This window comes from Hominilimicola fabiformis (assembly GCF_020687385.1).
GTDB lineage: Bacteria > Bacillota > Clostridia > UBA1381 > UBA1381 > Hominilimicola > Hominilimicola fabiformis.
In genome coordinates, this window is record NZ_JAJEQM010000011.1 from 86,008 (window position 1) to 104,692 (window position 18,685).

Here is an 18,685-nt window from a genome sequence, read left to right on the forward strand (position 1 = left end):
TATCACCTACTTTGCCAAATAACACGGATACTCGTCAATTTCACCACGCACAAATTTTGCAAGCAACATACTTTGCACATACGGCAAAAGTCCAATAGGGATTTTTTCCTTCAAATACGGATGTATCATATCGGTACGTTTTTTCTCCTGCCATTTTGAGAGCACCTTTTTCCTGCCGTCATCATTCAAGAAAACTGCACCGCTTAACTGTACATCAAAATCTTCGGGTTTAATAATTTTAAGATTTATTAATGTCAACACAAATCTTTCAACAATACATCTCCCCTCCTCGACCAAATCACACGCAAGCGATTCACGTCCGGGGCGAAGCGAATGATAAAATCCCATATAACTGTCCAATCCCACACTTTCAAGTGCCGCCGCATATTCACGGGTAAAAATCGTATATAAAAACGACAACATTGCATTCACCCTATCGAGCGGAGGTCTTTTACTTCTCATTGCAAAACAGAAATCGTCTTTTTGATGAAGAATAAGGCTGTCAAACACATCAAAATATGCCTTTGCACCGTTCCCCTCCGTACCGAGTATGCCGTCATAATCATCTGTGATATACACGCTTTTAATACAACCGTCCAAGCGTTCTATACAATGAGTCAGCTTGCCGTCCTCATCAATTTGCGGATAATCTTTAAGCGTTCTTTTCACAACACTTTTTGTATTCGCCAATTTTGCGGCAACGGTATTTTGTCTTAAAAGTGCAGGCGGTTTTGAAAAAAGTTCGTATTGACGTTTTCTCAGCAACACATTTCCGTGTGACGCACCCTGCACGCGAGCCAAAAATCTGCCTGACGGAGATATGAAGTTAATCGGTATGCCGTAATCGGCACACTTTCCCATGAGTGCAGGCGAACAGCCAAGATAGCTGAAACAAAATATTGCCTCAATATTTGAAAACGGAAGTCGTAATTTAACCTCATTATTTTCCTTACATACAACATTTTCGCCGTCGAGAGTCATGTATATATTTTCATTCGTGACATACAAAGTATTCAAAAGTTTTCTCATACGCAATCCTCCTCAATAAGCTGTTTAATGCTGTACTTTTTCGTTTTAGGCATACACAAATCTTTAATCGAGCAACCACTGCACTTTTGACCTTTTATTTTTGGAGGAATAACACCGCTTTCCATTACGTTTTGCATTTTACCGACCAAATCATCTAGCAATGCTTTATACCTGTCGTACTCCTCATCAAACGGCATTTTCACACGTTTTTTTGTATCGGCATAATATATGCACCCCTCACTGTTGCATTTCCAAATATAGTCCGCACACAATTTTTGAGCAAACACCTGTATCGCGTCAGTTTCTCTTATAGAGCCGTCTTTAGGCTGTGTAGGCTTGTATTCCACAAGTCTGACAGTGTACTTTCCGTCAAGACCGTCTATCGGTACGCCGTCTTTATTTTTGCAAAACTCTATACAATCCGCAACGCCATACAAACCAAGTTCATCATTATACAAAGTAACCGAGCTTAAAACAACCTTGTTATTGCTTTTGAATTGGTGTTTGCCTGAATGTACGTTTTCGTGCATAATATTCGCCAACACAACCGAAACATTTTCAGCCCAAGCATTCTCAATTTCAAGCAATCCGAATCTTCTCGGGCAATACATATAATGCTGTATTGTCCTTATATTAATCATGATTTTTCCTGAAGTTCTACTCCTTCAGGCATATTTTTATCAACAGTGATTTCATAGTCATTGAAACTTCTCGGAACTTCCACTCCGTCTTTTTTGCTGATAACAATTTTGTCAAACAACACATTCGCCGGAGCATTTCCGAGTAAGGAATCATGCTTGAATACATAAAGTTTTCTTACGCACATTTTACCTCTTGCGGCACTTCTGTCGTGTTCAAACATATTGATAATGGCCTTCCACAAAAGTTCAAGATCTTCTTCCGAAAACTTAGTAATTTTCTGTGCAAGCATAGCCGACACATATCCGTCAGCTCTGTACAAGCCATACGGTACTATGCTCTTTCTGCCCATAGTAGCACTATCACTTTCATTTGTTCTTGCCTGTCTTGTAATTGTTATATCCTGTGTAAATATCGGATCAACACTCTTTGCAAAACTAATCTGAACAGGACCTCTGACAATACCGCATGGGTCGTTACCTGTACTCATAACCGCACCGAATGTTCTTACATCAAAATAATTTTGACATATGTAATCTCTTGCTGCTCTTACCGCCTCAGGATTTTTACCCTTTTGACCTGTCTTTTCGCCTATTACCTCATATGCCTCCGTAAATTTTGTGTTAAGTGCCTTATCAGGCTTTACTAGAATATTATAATACGGCTCATCTTCTTTAAAAATTTCCACAAAGTTGCGAATTTTTCTCTTTAAGCACACATCTGTAACAAGTCCTGCCGACGTTTCGGGATCAATTCTCGGCATATTGCCTGCATCGGGATCACCGTTGGGATTTCCGTTTTCTACATCAAAAATAACTGTAAATTCGTATCTGTTTTTAATTGGTTCCATAATTTTCTACTTCCTTTCATATTTCCTTAGTTTTTGTGTCATTTGGTTTATATAAATCTTGCATTTGCTGATAATAGCCTATAATAAACTTACCTTGCTCGCTAAGCGGTAATGTCTTTGGAAATTTGCCGTTTAGCTTGTCCATAATTTCACCCGTAACTATCTTATATTTAACTTTATATTCAAGTTTTTCAATGTGGTATTGCGAAAGCTTTATAAGTTTCGGAAATACCGTTGACGGATTTGCACAAGCTGACGCAAAATATGAATCCTTAATTGTTCTGTTCAATCCAGGTAATGCGTCCGATTGAACCTTTTCAAGTACGGCAAAAAGTCTGCCGCACAGATACGCTTGATTATTATTTTCAATATCAAGTGCCATTTTTATCTCCTCCTTATTTTTTGAATATCTATCTTTTCTGTTTATGCAAGCCTTGATAATACCTGCACGAACATAATTTACCGATTTATCCGTTTTCACTCGTCTTACGGCATTTTCAAGCAAAGACTCGGGATAACGTGTACCGTTTATTATCGCACCGAACACCGAAGCCATAAGCGGCGGCGGTGTGGTGTAATTTGTGCTTTGAGGCGGTTTTAATTCTCGGAATATTCGCCACATCGGTATATTTCCTTTTGAATTAACAATCATCATATCTGCTTGGTGTCTTGCTATATGTGAAAATATGTTGCCGAATTTATCACGGTATATAAATTTTTGTGCAAGACGCGAAACATTCGGAGCAATTCCCACAATATAAAACTCAACATTTTTATCAATATCGAGTTCTGTAAAATCGGGACTTTTGCCCTGATTTACGTCATTAAGCGATTTAAGCAAAATACCGTTCATTTCATCTGCATCAATCTTATCGTCAAAGCCAAGCATTGAAGCAAACAAATCCGTTTCTTTTGAATCGTCATCTGACATCGCCCAAAATACAACTGTCATATCATCAAGATATATTCTGTGATTTTTGTCTGCGATTAAAGTGTTTAATGCCTCTGTGTAGTGTTTCATAGTAGTTTGCGTTATGGAACTGTTGTACGCCTGTTCTTTGCCGTATGAACACTCTGCCGTATTATTTACGCAAACCATTAACGCACCTGTTGCATTTGCATTTCTTACACCCTTGATTTTATCGTGCGTTACCGATATTTCGCCTTTTTCTCCCGTAACGGCACATATGTCATTACCCTGCACCGGTCCGACTGATTTTTTCAGTTCCGTTATCTTTTGAGCAATTTCGCCGTCAGTATCGTGCAATTTTATTTCAGGGTGTCCGTCAAGACCGAAAATAAAATTCGCCGTCGAGTATGCCTTGCCGAGATTTACAAGCAACTCATTTTCGATTTCGTCCTGCGGATTCCACTTTTGCAGAAAGTTTCTGTATGCCGTAACTATATCCGATGTCATACCCTCTGTAAATTCAAGGTTTTTGTCCACAAACGCTTTATGCGATTTCTTCGCCTTATCCGTACTGTCCTCAGTTGAATATGTACCGCTCTTATTGTCGTAATTAAGTCCGAAAATATATAACGGTCTGTGTTCGACAATATTTCCGTCTATACCAGGTTTCTGTGTTCTCTCCGGCAAAACCACCGATATAGGCTGAAGTTTGGTTTTACCCTTACTGTCGGGTTCACTTTCCTGCTCCACGTTTATAATATCGCTTACTGTACCGTCTTTTCTCAGCATAATCATATGCGTGATATTCTGTCTTGAAAAACCGTCTTTGCAAACCTTGTCATTTCTCGCAAGAATATCATAATATTCATTCAAAGCCTTTATCAGCATTTCATCATCTCCCTATATTTTGCTACATCTATAACACCGTCAATCATATGCGGTCTGTAAAAAAGTGCGTCTGCCTTGTCCGAAAAATTACGTTTATCCCAATCATTATCTTTCGGATGTCCACCGTCCTCAAACTTCATATGATACAGCATAAATCCTAAATCCGTATCACCTTTTAACGTATCCGAAACATTTTCAAGCGGAAATTCCTCCACAAGCTCAATACTCTTTACGGGAAATTCACGACACCCAAGCACAGGTTGTCTGAATTGTTGACCGTTTCTTAAACGTCTTAGAAGAATATTATTATGCTTTTCCTCCGACTCGTCATCATGGTCACTCTGTATACCCGTAAGTTCAAAGTGAAATTCCACGCCGTAACATACATCTTTCAAAATCATACTTCCGCGTTGATTTATCATATCCTTAGTATAAATCGTTGCATCACCTGTACCGTTTTTCATACTTTTTTGTACCGACTGCAATTTTATTTTTTCCTTAACCTCATTACGGCGAACATTGATAAATGTTATCGGATTAAAAACGATAATCTTATCAATTACATACCGAATTGCCGGTTTCCAATACACCGACTTTATCAGTCCCTCAAGAGCTCCCGGTGTCGGAACATCATAACTCACACGTTCAACTTTCATTTCAGGGCGGTTAAATGCGGCATAATCGCCTTTAACCATAATTTTAAATCCGTAACTCATTTTAACCTCCTCATACAAAATAATCTACATCATTTTCCAACGTCAAACCCACGTCCGACTTATAATAATCTGTATTTGCAAGTATGCAAACACCACAATCAAGCTGTTCTATAATCCCCTCTTTAATCATTTCTTCAAGCTCCCAAATATGTACGGACGCGCTGTACTGCTGTAATTTTCGTTTTACGGACAGTTTTCCGTATCTGAGCTGTTCAATCAAATCTTTATTTTCATCACGCGGAATTACTATTCCTATAACTTGATTTTTGATAAACTTAAAATTATCGGCATACGTTCTGAACGGTATTTCATCAAATTTCAAATTTTCACCCATAAGCGAAGTTATGGTACTTTTGTCTATATTGCCGTCATTAAATGCAAATAAGCGACTGTAATATTCTTCAATACATTTGTCGGTTGAAATATTGTCAAATTCCTCAAATAAATTTCGTGTTATATTTGATTTAAGCTGAATTTCACCTTTTCCGCCGTCTGTTTCAAAAACAAACACATCGCCCATATCCATCTTACCCTCACGGTTACATCTACCGCCGGACTGCAATACGTTATCAATTCCCGCAATTTCTCTGAACACCGCCTTAAAATCAAGGTCAACACCCGCCTCAATCAGTGATGTTGAAATCACGGTCGTATTAATTCCGTTCTTTATATCTTCCTTTATTTTTGCAATAATCTCCGAACGGTGCAAAGGCGTCATATATGTTGACAAATGATACTTGTTACCGCTGCAAATATCATATAATTCCCTTGCCGTTTTCCTTTTGTTCACAATTATAAGTGCATTGTCATATTCCTGTGCCTTTTCTGCCAGTGAAGCAAGTTCACACTTTCCGATATACTCATATCTGCACTTATCAAATACGTTAAACAACGACGTATCCTTAACCGCATTTTCTATTTTGACACCTGACATATACCTTTCCATAAATTTATCATAATTCGGCATTGTCGCCGACATCAAAATTGCTGTACTGTTAAGATACTTCGTCACATACCCTATCGCCCTTAAACAAGGCTGAATATAGTTAATCGGCAGCATATGTATTTCGTCAAATATGATAACACTGTCCGCCAGATTATGAAGTTTCCTAAGTCGTCTGCCTTTATAATGATACAGTGATTCAAAAAATTGAATATTCGTTGTTACTATAAGTTTTGCGTCCCAATTTTCACAGGAACGTTTTAATTTTTCCGAAGTTATTTCGTTCTCATCTTCATTTTTATCATCATCAAAATCATAATTTGAATGGTGCTGCAACACAGGAAGTACATCACCGAAAATATCCTCGAATACCTTTGCTGTCTGTTCAATTATACTGACATACGGAATTACATATATAATACGTTTTTTCTTATTCTCTATCGCAGTTTTCAAAGCCGCTCTTATACTGCAAAGAGTTTTTCCGCTGCCTGTCGGCATATTCAATGTATACACATTCGCATTCGATTCAACGCTTTTATAAACCTGTTCTTGTATAATACTTCTTGATTCTTGAAGTTTGGTTTCTATTTTAAAAGAATTAAGTTTTTCACATACTTTTTCGTATGCTTTTTGAAAATCTCCGTCTATACCTCTGTCTGTGTTGGTAGTTACAAACCGCTCCGTATCTATAAAATCCGCATCCGTAAGGCATGAAAACAAATATCTTGTAAAAAAAGAATACCTTTCAATAATTTCTCTCTGATTACTGACATCAAAAAGTTCTCTCAAATTATCTTTGGGATATTCAAGTTTAACTTCATTTTCATACGCAGAATAATCGCCGGTTTTTCGTTTCATTCTGCCGTGCAAGGTCGGATCTTCTTCACCGTCAACTTTCGTTCCGCCGTCAGGTAAACCCGAATGATGTCCTGCAACGCAATACTCAATCATAGGCACATATGATTTCGGCGGTGCTTTCGCAACTTCTTTTGCACCGCATATTGCGTGTTCCACTCGGATATTTTCCGCACCGTTTATGCGTTTTTGAAACCCCGATGTATACTTGCCTATATCGTGTATTTGCCCCACAAATTCGGCTATATCCGCCCAAAATTCATTTGCATTTTCACGACATAACTTCGACGTTCCGTTCAAGTGGTCCAAAAGCAGCTGTTTCCGTCCGTCGTCTGATGTATGTCCAATATATTCCATAGCAATCATCCTTTTTGTACAAATTATACTTTTATCATATCACTTTATTCGTGCAATTTCAACATATATTTTACTTTTTAGTAATTATCTATTAAATATACCTATAATTTTTATATATTTGCACCAAAAAAGGAACATATAAACAAAGCATACGCATTGTTTATATGTTCCCCAATGATTAGCTTAATTGAGTCTGCAGACAAATCCGCAACGATTTTGACTGCATTCTGTTTAATTATTATTGATATTAAAGCAATATCTCGCCTTTTCAGGCACTGAGCCTATCATACAAGGATTATGAATACTGAAATAATCCATAACATAACCCTTGTCGGTATAGATGTTTACACTCTTTTTGTCTTTCATCATTCCCGTATTATTTTCGATAACAATCTTCTTTATTTTTTTACAGTTGATTTCAATGTCCGAACGAGTGTAATTGCAAGCAATACTTGCATCTGTATTTTCCAAATTCATAGAATTGTTCAAAATGTATATTCCCTTGTACTCATCATCTCTGTTCGAGTAAGAAGAAAAGCATCTCAAACCTCTTGTTTCGATAGTATTTCCTATATATTTCTGTTCAAATTCAGTCGTCAGCTTAATATATATCGCCTCTGTAGAGCCGGTATAACGCGCAACGGAATTTTCGCCTGTATTTTTTACCGTATTGTGATAAACCAATTCATACGGACCTTCGATACCCGTTTCAACGCAATTTTGTACAACGTTATTTTTCACAATCGTATTAGGGAGCGATGTTCCCATACCCGCGAATATCGCCGCACAACCCACACCGCTTGTAAGTGCGTTCGTATCATTTACGGACGGTTTGCCGAAACCGATATTTTTGCACACATTATTTTCAATAACATCTGCATATTTGCCCGAAACAGTCGGAGTCCAATAATCAATCGCCCCCCAAACACTGTTGTTAATCGTGTTATTTCTTATAACATAATCGTCAACATCGCCGACAAAACTTATCGTCTTACCGCAGCTGTTCTCGAAAGTACAATTTTCAATAAGCACATTTTCAGCCGGACTTTGTGCATCACCGACTATTCTTATACTGTAACCGCTATTTGAACTGTCCGAAATCTGATTGCCGCAATTTGTGAACTTACTGTTCAAAATCGCGATATTACTGCAATCTCTGAACACAATTCCGTTGTTTTCAAAATTGCTAAAAGAACAGTTGTTGAAAATAATATTATCGCAATTTTCAAACTTTATCATAGGAAAATTTTCAAAATCTATATTTTCGACATATAAATTCTCAACATTCTTCACAATCTGATATGACGGCACATCGTCCGAATAATCTGCAACAAGTGTTGCCCGTTTTCCGCCGGAAGTTTTTATCACCGTGTCTGAATTAAATATTGACGGATATTTTCCGTATTTAATTGTACTGTGAACTTTGTATTCATTCGGAGCAAGTGTGTTTATTGTTCCATCTTTGCCTTTTATGTCGTTTGAAACACTGCCGGCAGAAAACTCATACAAGTCAGTTCCCAACAGTACTGATGACGTATCATAATTCTTAAAATCCGCTTCGGCGATTTCTTCGGGTGTAAGTTTAAACAGTTCACCGTTTTTCGATTGAATGTTCGACTTGTGACTGTCTATCTCCTTACGTATTTGCAAAACAGCATTGCGTGCCGAATTACTGTCCGCTGCGTATACAAAATCCGCACCGAATGTCATGCACATCATCAATACCGTTAAAAGAGCCGTAATTTTTTTCATTTTCAACTCCATAGCCTTTCTCAAATAAAAAACCAACTTTAATAATAGCGTCTGTAAAATAGCAAATTCAATTCATACAAATTTCAACCGCCATTACATACATTTTATCATTAATTATTCATTTAATCAAGACTTTTCGATTAATATTTTCAAATAAAAAAGCATATCATTTCCAAAAATGATATGCTGAAATTTTTAATAATTTTCTGCGTGAATTTCAAAATATGCTTGCGAGTGATTGCACACAGGACAAACCTGCGGAGCTTTTACGCCTACAACAATATGACCGCAGTTACGGCACTCCCAAACCTTGACTTCACTCTTTTCAAAAACCTCTTTTGTTTCAACGTTGTGAAGCAATGCACGGTAACGTTCTTCGTGAGTTTTTTCTATTGCGGCTACCATACGGAACTTTTCAGCCAATTCGGTAAAGCCTTCTTCTTCGGCAGTTTTTGCGAACTCGGCATACATATCTGTCCATTCAAAATTTTCGCCCTCTGCCGCCGAAACAAGATTTTCTGCAGTTGTTCCGATTCCGTTTAATTCTTTAAACCACATTTTTGCGTGTTCCTTTTCATTGTCGGCCGTTTTCAAAAACAAATCCGCTATTTGTTCAAAGCCGTCTTTCTTTGCTTTCGATGCAAAATATGTGTATTTGTTACGCGCTTGCGACTCACCCGAAAAGGCAGTTCTTAAATTTTCCTCTGTTTTTGTTCCCGAATATTTGTTTGCCATTTATATTACCTCCGTAAATTTACTCATATATAATATATACCACTATACACGAATTTTAAACAACATTTTTCTATGTCTTGCATTTTTCCGTTTTTTGTATTAATATATGTTTTGGGGTGATGATATGAATGTTGAAAAAAATATGTTTACGATCGGTGAAATGGCAAAATCAATCGGAATTACAAGAAAAATCATATTGAATTACGAAGCAAAAGGATTGATTACTCCGGACTTTAAAGACGGTAAAAACGGAAATCGTTATTATACCGTAGATACGTTCACTAAAATTCGTACAGTACGTATTTTGCAAAAGCTCGGTCTGTCGCTTGATGAAATTCACGCCTATTTAGACGGCGAAACCGATTTATTACCGCTTATCCGCCGCCTTGAAGCTATGCGTGACGAAATAAATTTGAATATTGAAAAGTTGTATGAAAGAGCAAACACCAATCCCACACAAATCAAGGAAATCCACATTGACAAGCAAACGATTTATCGACGCACTTTTACTACGGAAAGTATTCTCGATAAAACAAATATTTTGCGCGATACCGCAATACTTGCCATGCGTGAATACGGTACCGATATGACAAGGCGAATGTATTTTTTAGAATACTCATTGTCCGCACCCAACGAAATTTCTTACTGTGTTGCCGTACCGCCTGAAAGCAGCGGCGAACATATCGTCGTACTGACACCAATGCGTGCAATTTGCATTTATCATCACGGTGCATATGAGGAACTCCCGAAAGTTCGCGAAAAACTTTTGTTGTATGCCAAAGAGCATAATCTCACACCTTTGGGAATGTGCCGTCATACATATCTTGAAGGTCCCCCGCAACATAAGGATAAAAAACTTTTCATAACACAAGTGGCTCTGCCGATAGAAGAATAAAAAAACTCTCGAACATATAAGTTCGGGAGCTTTTGTTTTTTACATAAAGAACGGGAAAAAATCGTTCTGAACCATATATCTGTTATTTATTTCTTCGATTTGCAAATCGGTATAACCTCTGTTTACCGCTTTTCTTGTGTTTAAATTAACAGCTTGTACCAAACCAATTACTTTTTTTGCATTATTATCATTTAATTCAACATTATACTTGTCAAACAAGCTAAGAATATCAGGAGCGTTTTCATTGCTCATTTTACATTCCATTTCAATTTCAAAGCATAAGTTTTCGCCCTTTACTTCATCCATACCCATTCTCTTAATCAAGTAATGTCTAAGCGCAAGATATTCGTTGGTTTCTTCAATATATCCCGGGTTAGCCATTTTCATAATCTTTTTTCTTGACGGAATATAGAACGGTTTGTTACCTTGCGTTTTCAACAAATCATCATAAAAACCTTCTTCCAAAACATAAGTGTTTACAATCGAATTGTTGTATATTTCCCACAAATCCATTTTACCGTTGACAGTATTAATCAATTCCATAAAATCTTCTTTTGAAATATCATGATTTTGCTTGTCGTATATTTCAAAAACCTTGTCCAACGGAACAATTTCGTATAGTTCCGCAAAAACATTGCAGTAATTTATTATTTTATCTCTGACTTCCAAACCGCCTTTTGATTCGTTTGTATAACATTTAGCAACTAAGTATTTTACTTCGTCACACAAGCTGTACTGTTCATTTTCAAATGATATATAACCTAATTCCAATAAAAGTCTGATTTTGAAAACGTCTGACTGTTTAATTTCATTGCTCTCGCACAAATTTACAAGACATTCTGTTTGTTCTTTGTCAAGCGCCGCAAGAACCGTCTTAAAATACTCGTCTGATAATAATATTTTCGATATGCTTTCTGCCACTTCGCCCTTGTTCATTTTTGAACGACCTTTTATATTAAGCTCTTTTGCCAAGTCAAGCATTTCGGGCTTTTTCCAAGACATTATATTATCAAATATTTTCATTTTTCTACCCCTTAATATTTTTTTAATATTATATCATTAAATTTTCACATATACAAGCCATAAAAATAAACAATACTTTCCGCAAATTCTATCCGTCAAGTCAGCCAAACATCTAAAAATTCCGCATAAAGCAACACCTGCGGCAAGTGTTAGAGTTCAAGGCAACGCCCTTAGCTCCCTCACAAATACCGCAGGTGATATTTTAAACTATATCAAATTGTTTTGAGAATGTCTAACTTTTATGTGCCCCTCTTTTTTAATCAAAGCCGGTAAGAGGGTTATATTAATCATATTTATCTTCTTTGACACTCACAGTCACTGTCATATTCCGTCTCGGATATGTGACTTCGTCCCCACCTCAAATAAACCGTATATTATTTTATCAGCCTACTGCTTCATTCGGGTCATCATATGCAGGCACACTCGGTACTACCCAAATCAACTGATTGTTGTCGTCCCACTCAACACGACAATCCAATGCATCTGTTATATCACGAAGTTTAAAGTAATTGTTTCCGTCAATATTATAGCACGTTGCCTTTATAGGTACTCCGTCCAGTGTTAAAAACGCCGATGACGAAAAGGCTGTCCTTGTAACATCGTCGCCCGGTGTTAATTCGCCGCCAACCGATGTATAATCATAAAAGCTTAGCATATCAATCGAATTTGTTGCTCCGTCATACTTAACATCAAATGTTTTAATTGTTCCGTTTAAGATTTGTGCAATATCTCTGAGCTTAAAGTAGTTGTTGTCATCAATGTTATATGCAACGGTGTTATATTTGCGGCTATCCAGACAAATAGTCTGCGTTTTGGCAACAGAGTTTTTGCTGAATCCGTTTCCGGGATAATAAGTAAATGTTTCCCGACTTTCATCCTCTTGAACCAAATAGCGAATCTCTCCGTTATAGTAAATAGTATAGATTTTTCCTGTTATAATCCAAGGCTCTATTTCTGAAGGATCTATTCCGGGAATGTTCCTCATATCCTCATCACGGTCGAACGAAAACTCTTCAATGCCGTATACATTTACCCAGTCTTTGTCTTCTATTTTATTGATTTCACCGTTGTTTGAACTAACCCATTCACTGTATTCTAAGGCCTTATCCATATCAGCGTTGATATATCCGAAACGATACTCTTTCAGTTTTGCAAGTCCTTCGGCAGAATAGGTCAACGCACCCCATTCACCCCAAGCCGTATCTACGGACAGAACGCCTATAGGTGCACCAAGCTTTGCTACGTCATCAGCTGACTGTGTTTTGGTTAAATCGACAAGATTACTTGTCGGAATATAACATACCTTTGAGTTGAACCAGATTTTTGAATTTGTTCCGTCATAATCTTTCTCGATAACATCTATTACTGTACCTTTTTTAACCGAAGAACCGTCTGAAATATCACAATCCGCATTTGCCTCAGCTTTGTAGGAAATTAGCGGTTTTTCGGTGTTTGCAAGTTGTATATTGACATATTTGGATTCAACATAATATAAACCGTGCTTGTAATAAATTTTATAATGTCCGTTTTGTGGTGTTGCATCAACTATTTGAACAGATTGATTTATTTTATAAACACCCGATTTTACATAATCCGTTTCGTCAGGAGTGGTTTTTACCATCAAATTAGCGGTTGCCTTGCCGACAGCTTCAATTTTTGGAGCAGTTGCCACTTGATTGTTAATATCTAAGATATAACAATTTTTTCTTGGCAGAAAATATACTCCCGGTTTCCAGCTTGTGAAAGCTCCACCGTCTTTTCTTCCGCTACAATCTATAATTGAACCACGGGATTCGTCAACTCCGCCCTCGCTCCATACGGCAACCCAATTTTCGTTATAAGCAACAACATCAAATTCACTTGATGCACCTACATAAAATGCTGTGTTGGCATTTGCCTCTGTTCTTGACTTTTCTGCAAACGGAGGATCATAGCCGATTTCTTTAAGTTCGTCCAATCTCTTAGAGTGATAATTAATCGGCGGATTGCCCGGATAGAAAGATGCTTTTACCGAGCCGAATTTTCCCTCATCGCCTATATGCACAACAGCCATTCCAACCATCGGTAACGATTCAGGTCGGTCATGCCTTACCCATTCAGTCGGGACTTTTGCATAAAAATTTCTTTCATTGCCCTCGGTTGTTTTTGAGCCGCCATAGATATAGTCGGAAAGAAAATACATATTTATTGTATGTTGATACTTATCCGGATCAGATGACGCTGTCGATTTCTCTATTTCTTTTTCTGCAACCTCTGCTGTTTCAAGTGTATCCTTTCTGCCGGCAAGAGCAGGAACATAGCCGATTGTACCGTCTTGGAGCTGAATCTTATGAAATGTGCCGCCATCTCCGACTACATTAGGCTCCAAAATTGTTACTTTGTTGTACTGGATGACCACTGCAACAGAACGACCGTATGATGGATTTTGATAAACAGACATACTTTCTATTCCCGCCTTGACATAAGCCGTATCACCCGCCTGAAAATCAGCAGCCGACACGTTTGTGCAAAATAACATTAATGTACAAATTAATGAAGTAATAAAAATTTTCAACATGATAAATCCCTCTTTTCTTAATTTTTTTATTTCGTCTTGGCAGACTATGTTCTATAATTATTATACATCGTACATCGGTGTACGATGCAATAGATTTTCAAAAAAAATTAATTTTTTTAATTCTGAAACAAAAACTTTTAATATCATATTTGTCGTTTCCGGCAGTTGCAATAATATCATATAATAGCATATCAAAAGGAGTTTTATTTTTCATTGCTAAAGCTACACTGAACCTCGGAACTGTCTGTTTTTCATAATACAGCAAAACCTCCTGCATAATCACAGGAGGTTTTTGTACTGATTTATCTTCGGCATCCACAGTCACTGTCATCTTCCGGCTCGGATATGTCATCTTGATCACATTCCAAGAATTCGCCCCTCTCAGGCGGGAAGAATTCGTCAACCGGGAAGTCTATTCTCTCAAATAAGTCACAAGGATTGTCATCCGTTGCCCCTACACATTCTTTTTGAGGGATACAGAAGTCATATGACGGAATAAGAAGTTGAACGTGGCGTTCGATTTTAATTATGGAGAAAATACCTAAAGATACGAACACACGTTTTGCCTCATTGCCTGTTACGAACTGATCGTCAAACACTCTGCAAACCGACGCAGGCACAGATGCCAAATCGAAATCATCATCACAGCAACAAGATTTTCTGTCACGTACATCAACAAGCTTTGCACCCAATGTTATCGGGTCTACCACCTCTACCACAGACCACAAAATGCAAGGTCAATTTTTTATCTAATTTATTATAGTCTATTAATAATACTCAGCCTGCATTTCACTTTGATATTCAGCAATTGCATCAAGCATAGAATCGCACCCATCTAAAAAATTGATTAATGCCTTAAAATATTTATAAACATTATTTAAATCCAGTATTTTGTCATCAAAGCGATATTCTAAACTATATGATGTTGGATAGCGAAAATTATCTCCATTCTTATCCAAAGCATTAATCTCATTAATTAATCGTTCTACAATATCCACAATCTCAGTGTCATTACCAGAACTATTTGCATATCTTAAAATAACTGGTTTCACATTTTTCCATAAGTCCCTTTTTATTAAATGACTCTTTCTTTTAGAGTAAAACACTTTTAATGGTACGCCGTTATCCACTGTGCTATAAAATAACCTTTTCAAACACAACTCTATTGTGTTTCTAAACATAAACATAAGCGGATAAAATTTTGTTTCTTTTGAAATCTGTTGATTGTTGTATATAAAATCAATAACGCTTATATATCCATTAACTTTTACATGAAAACCTTCATCTGACAGTTGTTGTCTCAGCCAGCAGTTTCCAAATCCGTGTGGTGCAAAAATAAAAAATTCAGGTTCTAAAGTTTCATTAAACTTATTTTCATCATCAGGAATGCCTTTTTTAAGACACTTTTTAACCAAAGCAAATGCCTGCAACAAATTATTTGCAACATCTACATTATCTAAAAATTTGCCTTGATATTTTGAAAGGAATTCATCTTCAAAAGGGAATCGAAACATATCAGATTTACTATCAACATCTTCTAGTGAAAGCAAATAATTAATCAACCATTCTCTTTCCTTATTTGTTAAATAATTTTCTTCACCTATAACAATATATTTTTGAAATAGCTTTGATACATCGTGACAACATTCTTCAAATGTATTCTGAATATCCTTATTCTTGTTATATATTCTACATAAAAGAGCTTTTAATCCTAGTTCAATACTTTGACGAATTAAAAAGATACCTGGCAAGAACCACATATCAGATTTTATATTATCATTTACATCTTCTATAACCTCATCAAATGTTCGATTTCCACATTCAAAAAATTGATAAGATAAAATCTTATAATCTTCAAAATAGTTATGACTCCATTTCACAGTTACTATGTCTTCATCACTTTCGATTTTCCAAAAATCCATATCTTCCGATGGCCATAACAACAAAGAAATCGCCTCTTTCCCAATATTTATTGCATAACAAAACTATTTACATCAAACTATAATTATAATCTAAATATTATCATATTATCCCTATAAAATCAAGTCTATCTGTAATTGGCAGTTATATAACTGTAAATAATCTGTATAATCTTGAAAAAACAGAGCGTTTGTTGTATAATATGAAGTGACTAATTGTAACCATTGATAATCGTAATGCAAAGAAGATGTACAGATGAAGATAATCTACAACAAATTGCAAAAAACTGATGATTGATAATCAACTGAAAAGACAAGATTTAATGCGTGCAGCAGAAATTATATCATACGCTGCAACAAAGATAAATAAGAATAAGCCGATATCTCTTGAAGTGCTGCTGAAAATATGTCAGGTATTTCATTGTGACATCGGAGATATATGCGAAGTTATTTTAGACGAAGATTAAAACACGGAGGTAATTATAGATGGCAAGAGCTGCTAAACCAAAGAAAGAAATATCAATGGAAGAAGCACTTTGGAAAAGTGCTGATAAACTGAGAGGTTCTGTTGAGCCTGCGGAGTATAAGCACGTTGTTCTGAGTTTATTCTTCCTTAAATTTGCCAGTGACAAGTTTGAGGAATGCCGTAATAAGATTATTGCTACACACGGCGAAAAGTATGCGGATATGAAGCCGTTTTATACTCAGGAAAATGTATTCTATCTTCCTGAAGAAAGCCGTTGGAAGTACATTATTGAAAATGCAAAGCAGGACGATATTGCCCTAAAGATAGATACAGCACTTTATACGATTGAGAAGAACAACCCGGCACTGAAAGGTGCTTTGCCGGATAACTATTATTCCCGCTTACATATTGATACGGCAAAGTTGGCTTCTTTGCTTGATGAAATCAATCGTATCAACACTGATGATAAAGAGAACGACATTATAGGTCGTGTATATGAGTATTTTCTTAGTAAGTTCGCTCTTGCAGAAGGAAAAGGTAAAGGAGAGTTCTACACACCAAAGTGTATTGTAAACCTGATTGCCGAAATGCTTGAGCCTTACGATGGAATACTTTATGACCCTTGTTGCGGTTCGGGCGGTATGTTTGTGCAGTCCATCAAGTTCGTAGAAGCACATAGCGGTAATAAAAAGAAAGTGTCTATTTACGGTCAGGAATACACAAATACCACTTTCAAACTGGCAAAAATGAATTTGGCTATCCGTGGTATTTCTGCAAATCTTGGAGAGATGGCAGCCAATACATTTACCAACGACCAGCACAAAGACCTTAAAGCAGATTTCATTATGGCAAACCCACCTTTCAATCAGAAGCAGTGGAGAGCCGAAAATGAGCTTGTAGACGACCCTCGTTGGAACGGATATGAAGTTCCGCCAACAAGCAACGCAAACTATGGTTGGATACTGAATATTGTTTCCAAACTCTCTCAAAACGGTGTGGCAGGTTTCCTTCTTGCCAACGGGGCCTTGTCTGATGACGGAACAGAGCTTAAAATAAGAAAGCAGCTCATTGAAAACAATCTCGTGGAAGCTATCATCATTCTTCCGAGAAACCTTTTCTATACAACCGACATCAGCGTTACTCTTTGGATTCTGAATAAGAATAAAAAAGCCCAAACTGTTGAACAGAACGGAGTTTTAAAACACTACCGCAATCGTGAAAAAGAAATCCTTTTTATGGATTTAAGACAAATGGGCAGTCCTTATGAAAAGAAATATATTGAGCTTACCGACGAGGACAGAACAAAGGTAACATCTGTCTATCACGCATGGCAGCAAGAAGGATACGAAGAAACATATCAGAATGTTCCTGAGTTCTGCTATTCTGCATCATTTGAAGAAGTTGAGGAAAAAGGCTTTACCCTTGTTCCGAGCCGATATATTGAATTTGTAAACAGGGATGAAAATATTGATTTTGATACAAAGATGAAAACTTTGCAGTCAGAATTAAAAGAATTGCTGATAGCCGAAGAAAAATCAAAGGCAGATTTACTTTCGGTATTCAAGGGGTTAGGCTATGAAATTAAATTATAAATTAGGCGAATTGATACGAAACATAGATGTGAAAAACAAAGACTTGCATTGCAACAATTTAAAAGGTCTAAGCATGACAAAAGAGTTTAGAGCATCAACTTCAAATATTGTTGGTACAGATCTTTCAAAATATAAAATTGTAGCTTATAAACAATTTGCGTGCGATTTTATGTCTGCTATACGAGTTCACAAAATGCCTATTGCTTTTAACTCAGAAATGGAAGAAATTCTTGTTTCACCTGCGTATGCTGTTTTTGAGGTTATTGATGAAAATATAATCCTTCCCGAATATTTGATGATGTGGTTTAGAAGAAGTGAATTTGATAGATATGCCGATTTTAGAAGTGATGCAGCAATTCGAGGCGGATATGGTTGGAATGAACTATGTGAAACTGAAATAAAGCTTCCTAGTTTAGAAGAACAGAGAAAAAAAGTTCAAGCATACAAGACAATTACAGACAGAATTGAGTTAAAGAAGAAGATAAATGATAATTTACTCGACTCAGTTCAAGCTATCTTTAGGTCTTGGTTCGTTGATTATGACCCATTTGACGGTGTT

At 36.7% G+C, this 18,685-nt stretch carries 16 protein-coding genes and 1 pseudogene; 4 read left to right on the forward strand and 13 right to left on the reverse strand.

Going from position 1 to position 18,685, the window contains the following annotated elements; translation table 11 throughout:
• Positions 1-6 precede the first annotated feature (6 nt).
• The 8 genes from cas1c to rbr all read right to left on the reverse strand — a co-directional run bounded on the left by cas1c (position 7) and on the right by rbr (position 9,674).
• The gene (cas1c, locus tag LKE05_RS08970; protein ID WP_022228956.1) at positions 7-1,029 is read right to left on the reverse strand and encodes a type I-C CRISPR-associated endonuclease Cas1c; all 1,023 of its coding nucleotides are present in this window, start codon (positions 1,027-1,029) and stop codon (positions 7-9) included.
• A complete protein-coding gene (cas4, locus tag LKE05_RS08975) occupies positions 1,026-1,670 on the reverse strand; it encodes a CRISPR-associated protein Cas4 (RefSeq protein ID WP_303672448.1) in 645 nt (214 codons plus the stop codon). Before cas4 ends, cas1c begins: the two co-directional genes overlap by 4 nt.
• Entirely contained in the window at positions 1,667-2,518 is an 852-nt protein-coding gene (gene cas7c, locus LKE05_RS08980) for a type I-C CRISPR-associated protein Cas7/Csd2 (protein WP_308456588.1), read from the reverse strand. Before cas7c ends, cas4 begins: the two co-directional genes overlap by 4 nt.
• A gap of 16 nt (positions 2,519-2,534) precedes the next feature.
• Complete coding sequence (cas8c, locus tag LKE05_RS08985; RefSeq protein ID WP_308456589.1) at positions 2,535-4,316, reverse strand: type I-C CRISPR-associated protein Cas8c/Csd1; 1,782 nt, start codon at positions 4,314-4,316, stop codon at positions 2,535-2,537.
• Positions 4,310-5,032 (reverse strand): type I-C CRISPR-associated protein Cas5c, encoded by a 723-nt coding sequence (cas5c, locus tag LKE05_RS08990; RefSeq protein WP_308456590.1) that lies wholly within the window; start codon positions 5,030-5,032, stop codon positions 4,310-4,312. The genes cas8c and cas5c overlap by 7 nt, the downstream gene beginning before the upstream one ends.
• A gap of 10 nt (positions 5,033-5,042) precedes the next feature.
• Complete coding sequence (cas3, locus tag LKE05_RS08995) at positions 5,043-7,187, reverse strand: CRISPR-associated helicase Cas3' (RefSeq protein ID WP_308456591.1); 2,145 nt, start codon at positions 7,185-7,187, stop codon at positions 5,043-5,045.
• A gap of 231 nt (positions 7,188-7,418) precedes the next feature.
• Positions 7,419-8,939 carry a right-handed parallel beta-helix repeat-containing protein gene (locus LKE05_RS09000; protein ID WP_308456592.1) on the reverse strand — a complete coding sequence of 507 codons (1,521 nt, stop codon included), beginning with the start codon at positions 8,937-8,939 and terminating at the stop codon, positions 7,419-7,421.
• Positions 8,940-9,134: 195 nt separating this feature from the next.
• A complete protein-coding gene (gene rbr / locus LKE05_RS09005; RefSeq protein ID WP_308456593.1) occupies positions 9,135-9,674 on the reverse strand; it encodes a rubrerythrin in 540 nt (179 codons plus the stop codon).
• A gap of 124 nt (positions 9,675-9,798) precedes the next feature.
• Here rbr and LKE05_RS09010 point away from each other — a divergent pair, with 124 nt between their 5' ends.
• The gene (locus tag LKE05_RS09010) at positions 9,799-10,569 is read left to right on the forward strand and encodes a MerR family transcriptional regulator (protein WP_308456594.1); all 771 of its coding nucleotides are present in this window, start codon (positions 9,799-9,801) and stop codon (positions 10,567-10,569) included.
• A gap of 39 nt (positions 10,570-10,608) precedes the next feature.
• Here the strand turns inward: LKE05_RS09010 and LKE05_RS09015 are convergent, their stop codons facing one another.
• From LKE05_RS09015 to LKE05_RS09035, 5 genes are all read right to left on the reverse strand, one after another.
• On the reverse strand, positions 10,609-11,592 hold the full coding sequence (locus tag LKE05_RS09015) for a Rho termination factor N-terminal domain-containing protein (protein ID WP_308456595.1): 984 nt from the start codon (positions 11,590-11,592) through the stop codon (positions 10,609-10,611).
• A gap of 382 nt (positions 11,593-11,974) precedes the next feature.
• Entirely contained in the window at positions 11,975-14,149 is a 2,175-nt protein-coding gene (locus LKE05_RS09020; protein ID WP_308456596.1) for a hypothetical protein, read from the reverse strand.
• Positions 14,150-14,246: 97 nt separating this feature from the next.
• Positions 14,247-14,468 (reverse strand): hypothetical protein, encoded by a 222-nt coding sequence (locus LKE05_RS09025; RefSeq protein WP_308456597.1) that lies wholly within the window; start codon positions 14,466-14,468, stop codon positions 14,247-14,249.
• Positions 14,452-14,868, reverse strand: coding sequence for a hypothetical protein (locus LKE05_RS09030; protein WP_308456598.1), 417 nt, complete (start codon positions 14,866-14,868; stop codon positions 14,452-14,454). The genes LKE05_RS09025 and LKE05_RS09030 overlap by 17 nt, the downstream gene beginning before the upstream one ends.
• A 48-nt stretch (positions 14,869-14,916) precedes the next feature.
• Complete coding sequence (locus LKE05_RS09035; protein ID WP_308456599.1) at positions 14,917-16,071, reverse strand: hypothetical protein; 1,155 nt, start codon at positions 16,069-16,071, stop codon at positions 14,917-14,919.
• A gap of 287 nt (positions 16,072-16,358) precedes the next feature.
• Here LKE05_RS09035 and LKE05_RS09040 point away from each other — a divergent pair, with 287 nt between their 5' ends.
• The 3 genes and pseudogenes from LKE05_RS09040 to LKE05_RS09050 all read left to right on the forward strand — a co-directional run.
• Positions 16,359-16,535 carry a helix-turn-helix domain-containing protein gene (locus tag LKE05_RS09040; protein WP_308456600.1) on the forward strand — a complete coding sequence of 59 codons (177 nt, stop codon included), beginning with the start codon at positions 16,359-16,361 and terminating at the stop codon, positions 16,533-16,535.
• Between the two features lie 19 nt (positions 16,536-16,554).
• Positions 16,555-18,126: a type I restriction-modification system subunit M gene (locus LKE05_RS09045; protein ID WP_308456601.1), complete on the forward strand. Its 1,572-nt coding sequence runs from the start codon at positions 16,555-16,557 to the stop codon at positions 18,124-18,126.
• Positions 18,110-18,685 (forward strand): annotated as a pseudogene (locus LKE05_RS09050) (restriction endonuclease subunit S); the annotation flags it as partial. The gene LKE05_RS09045 and the pseudogene LKE05_RS09050, both read left to right, overlap by 17 nt.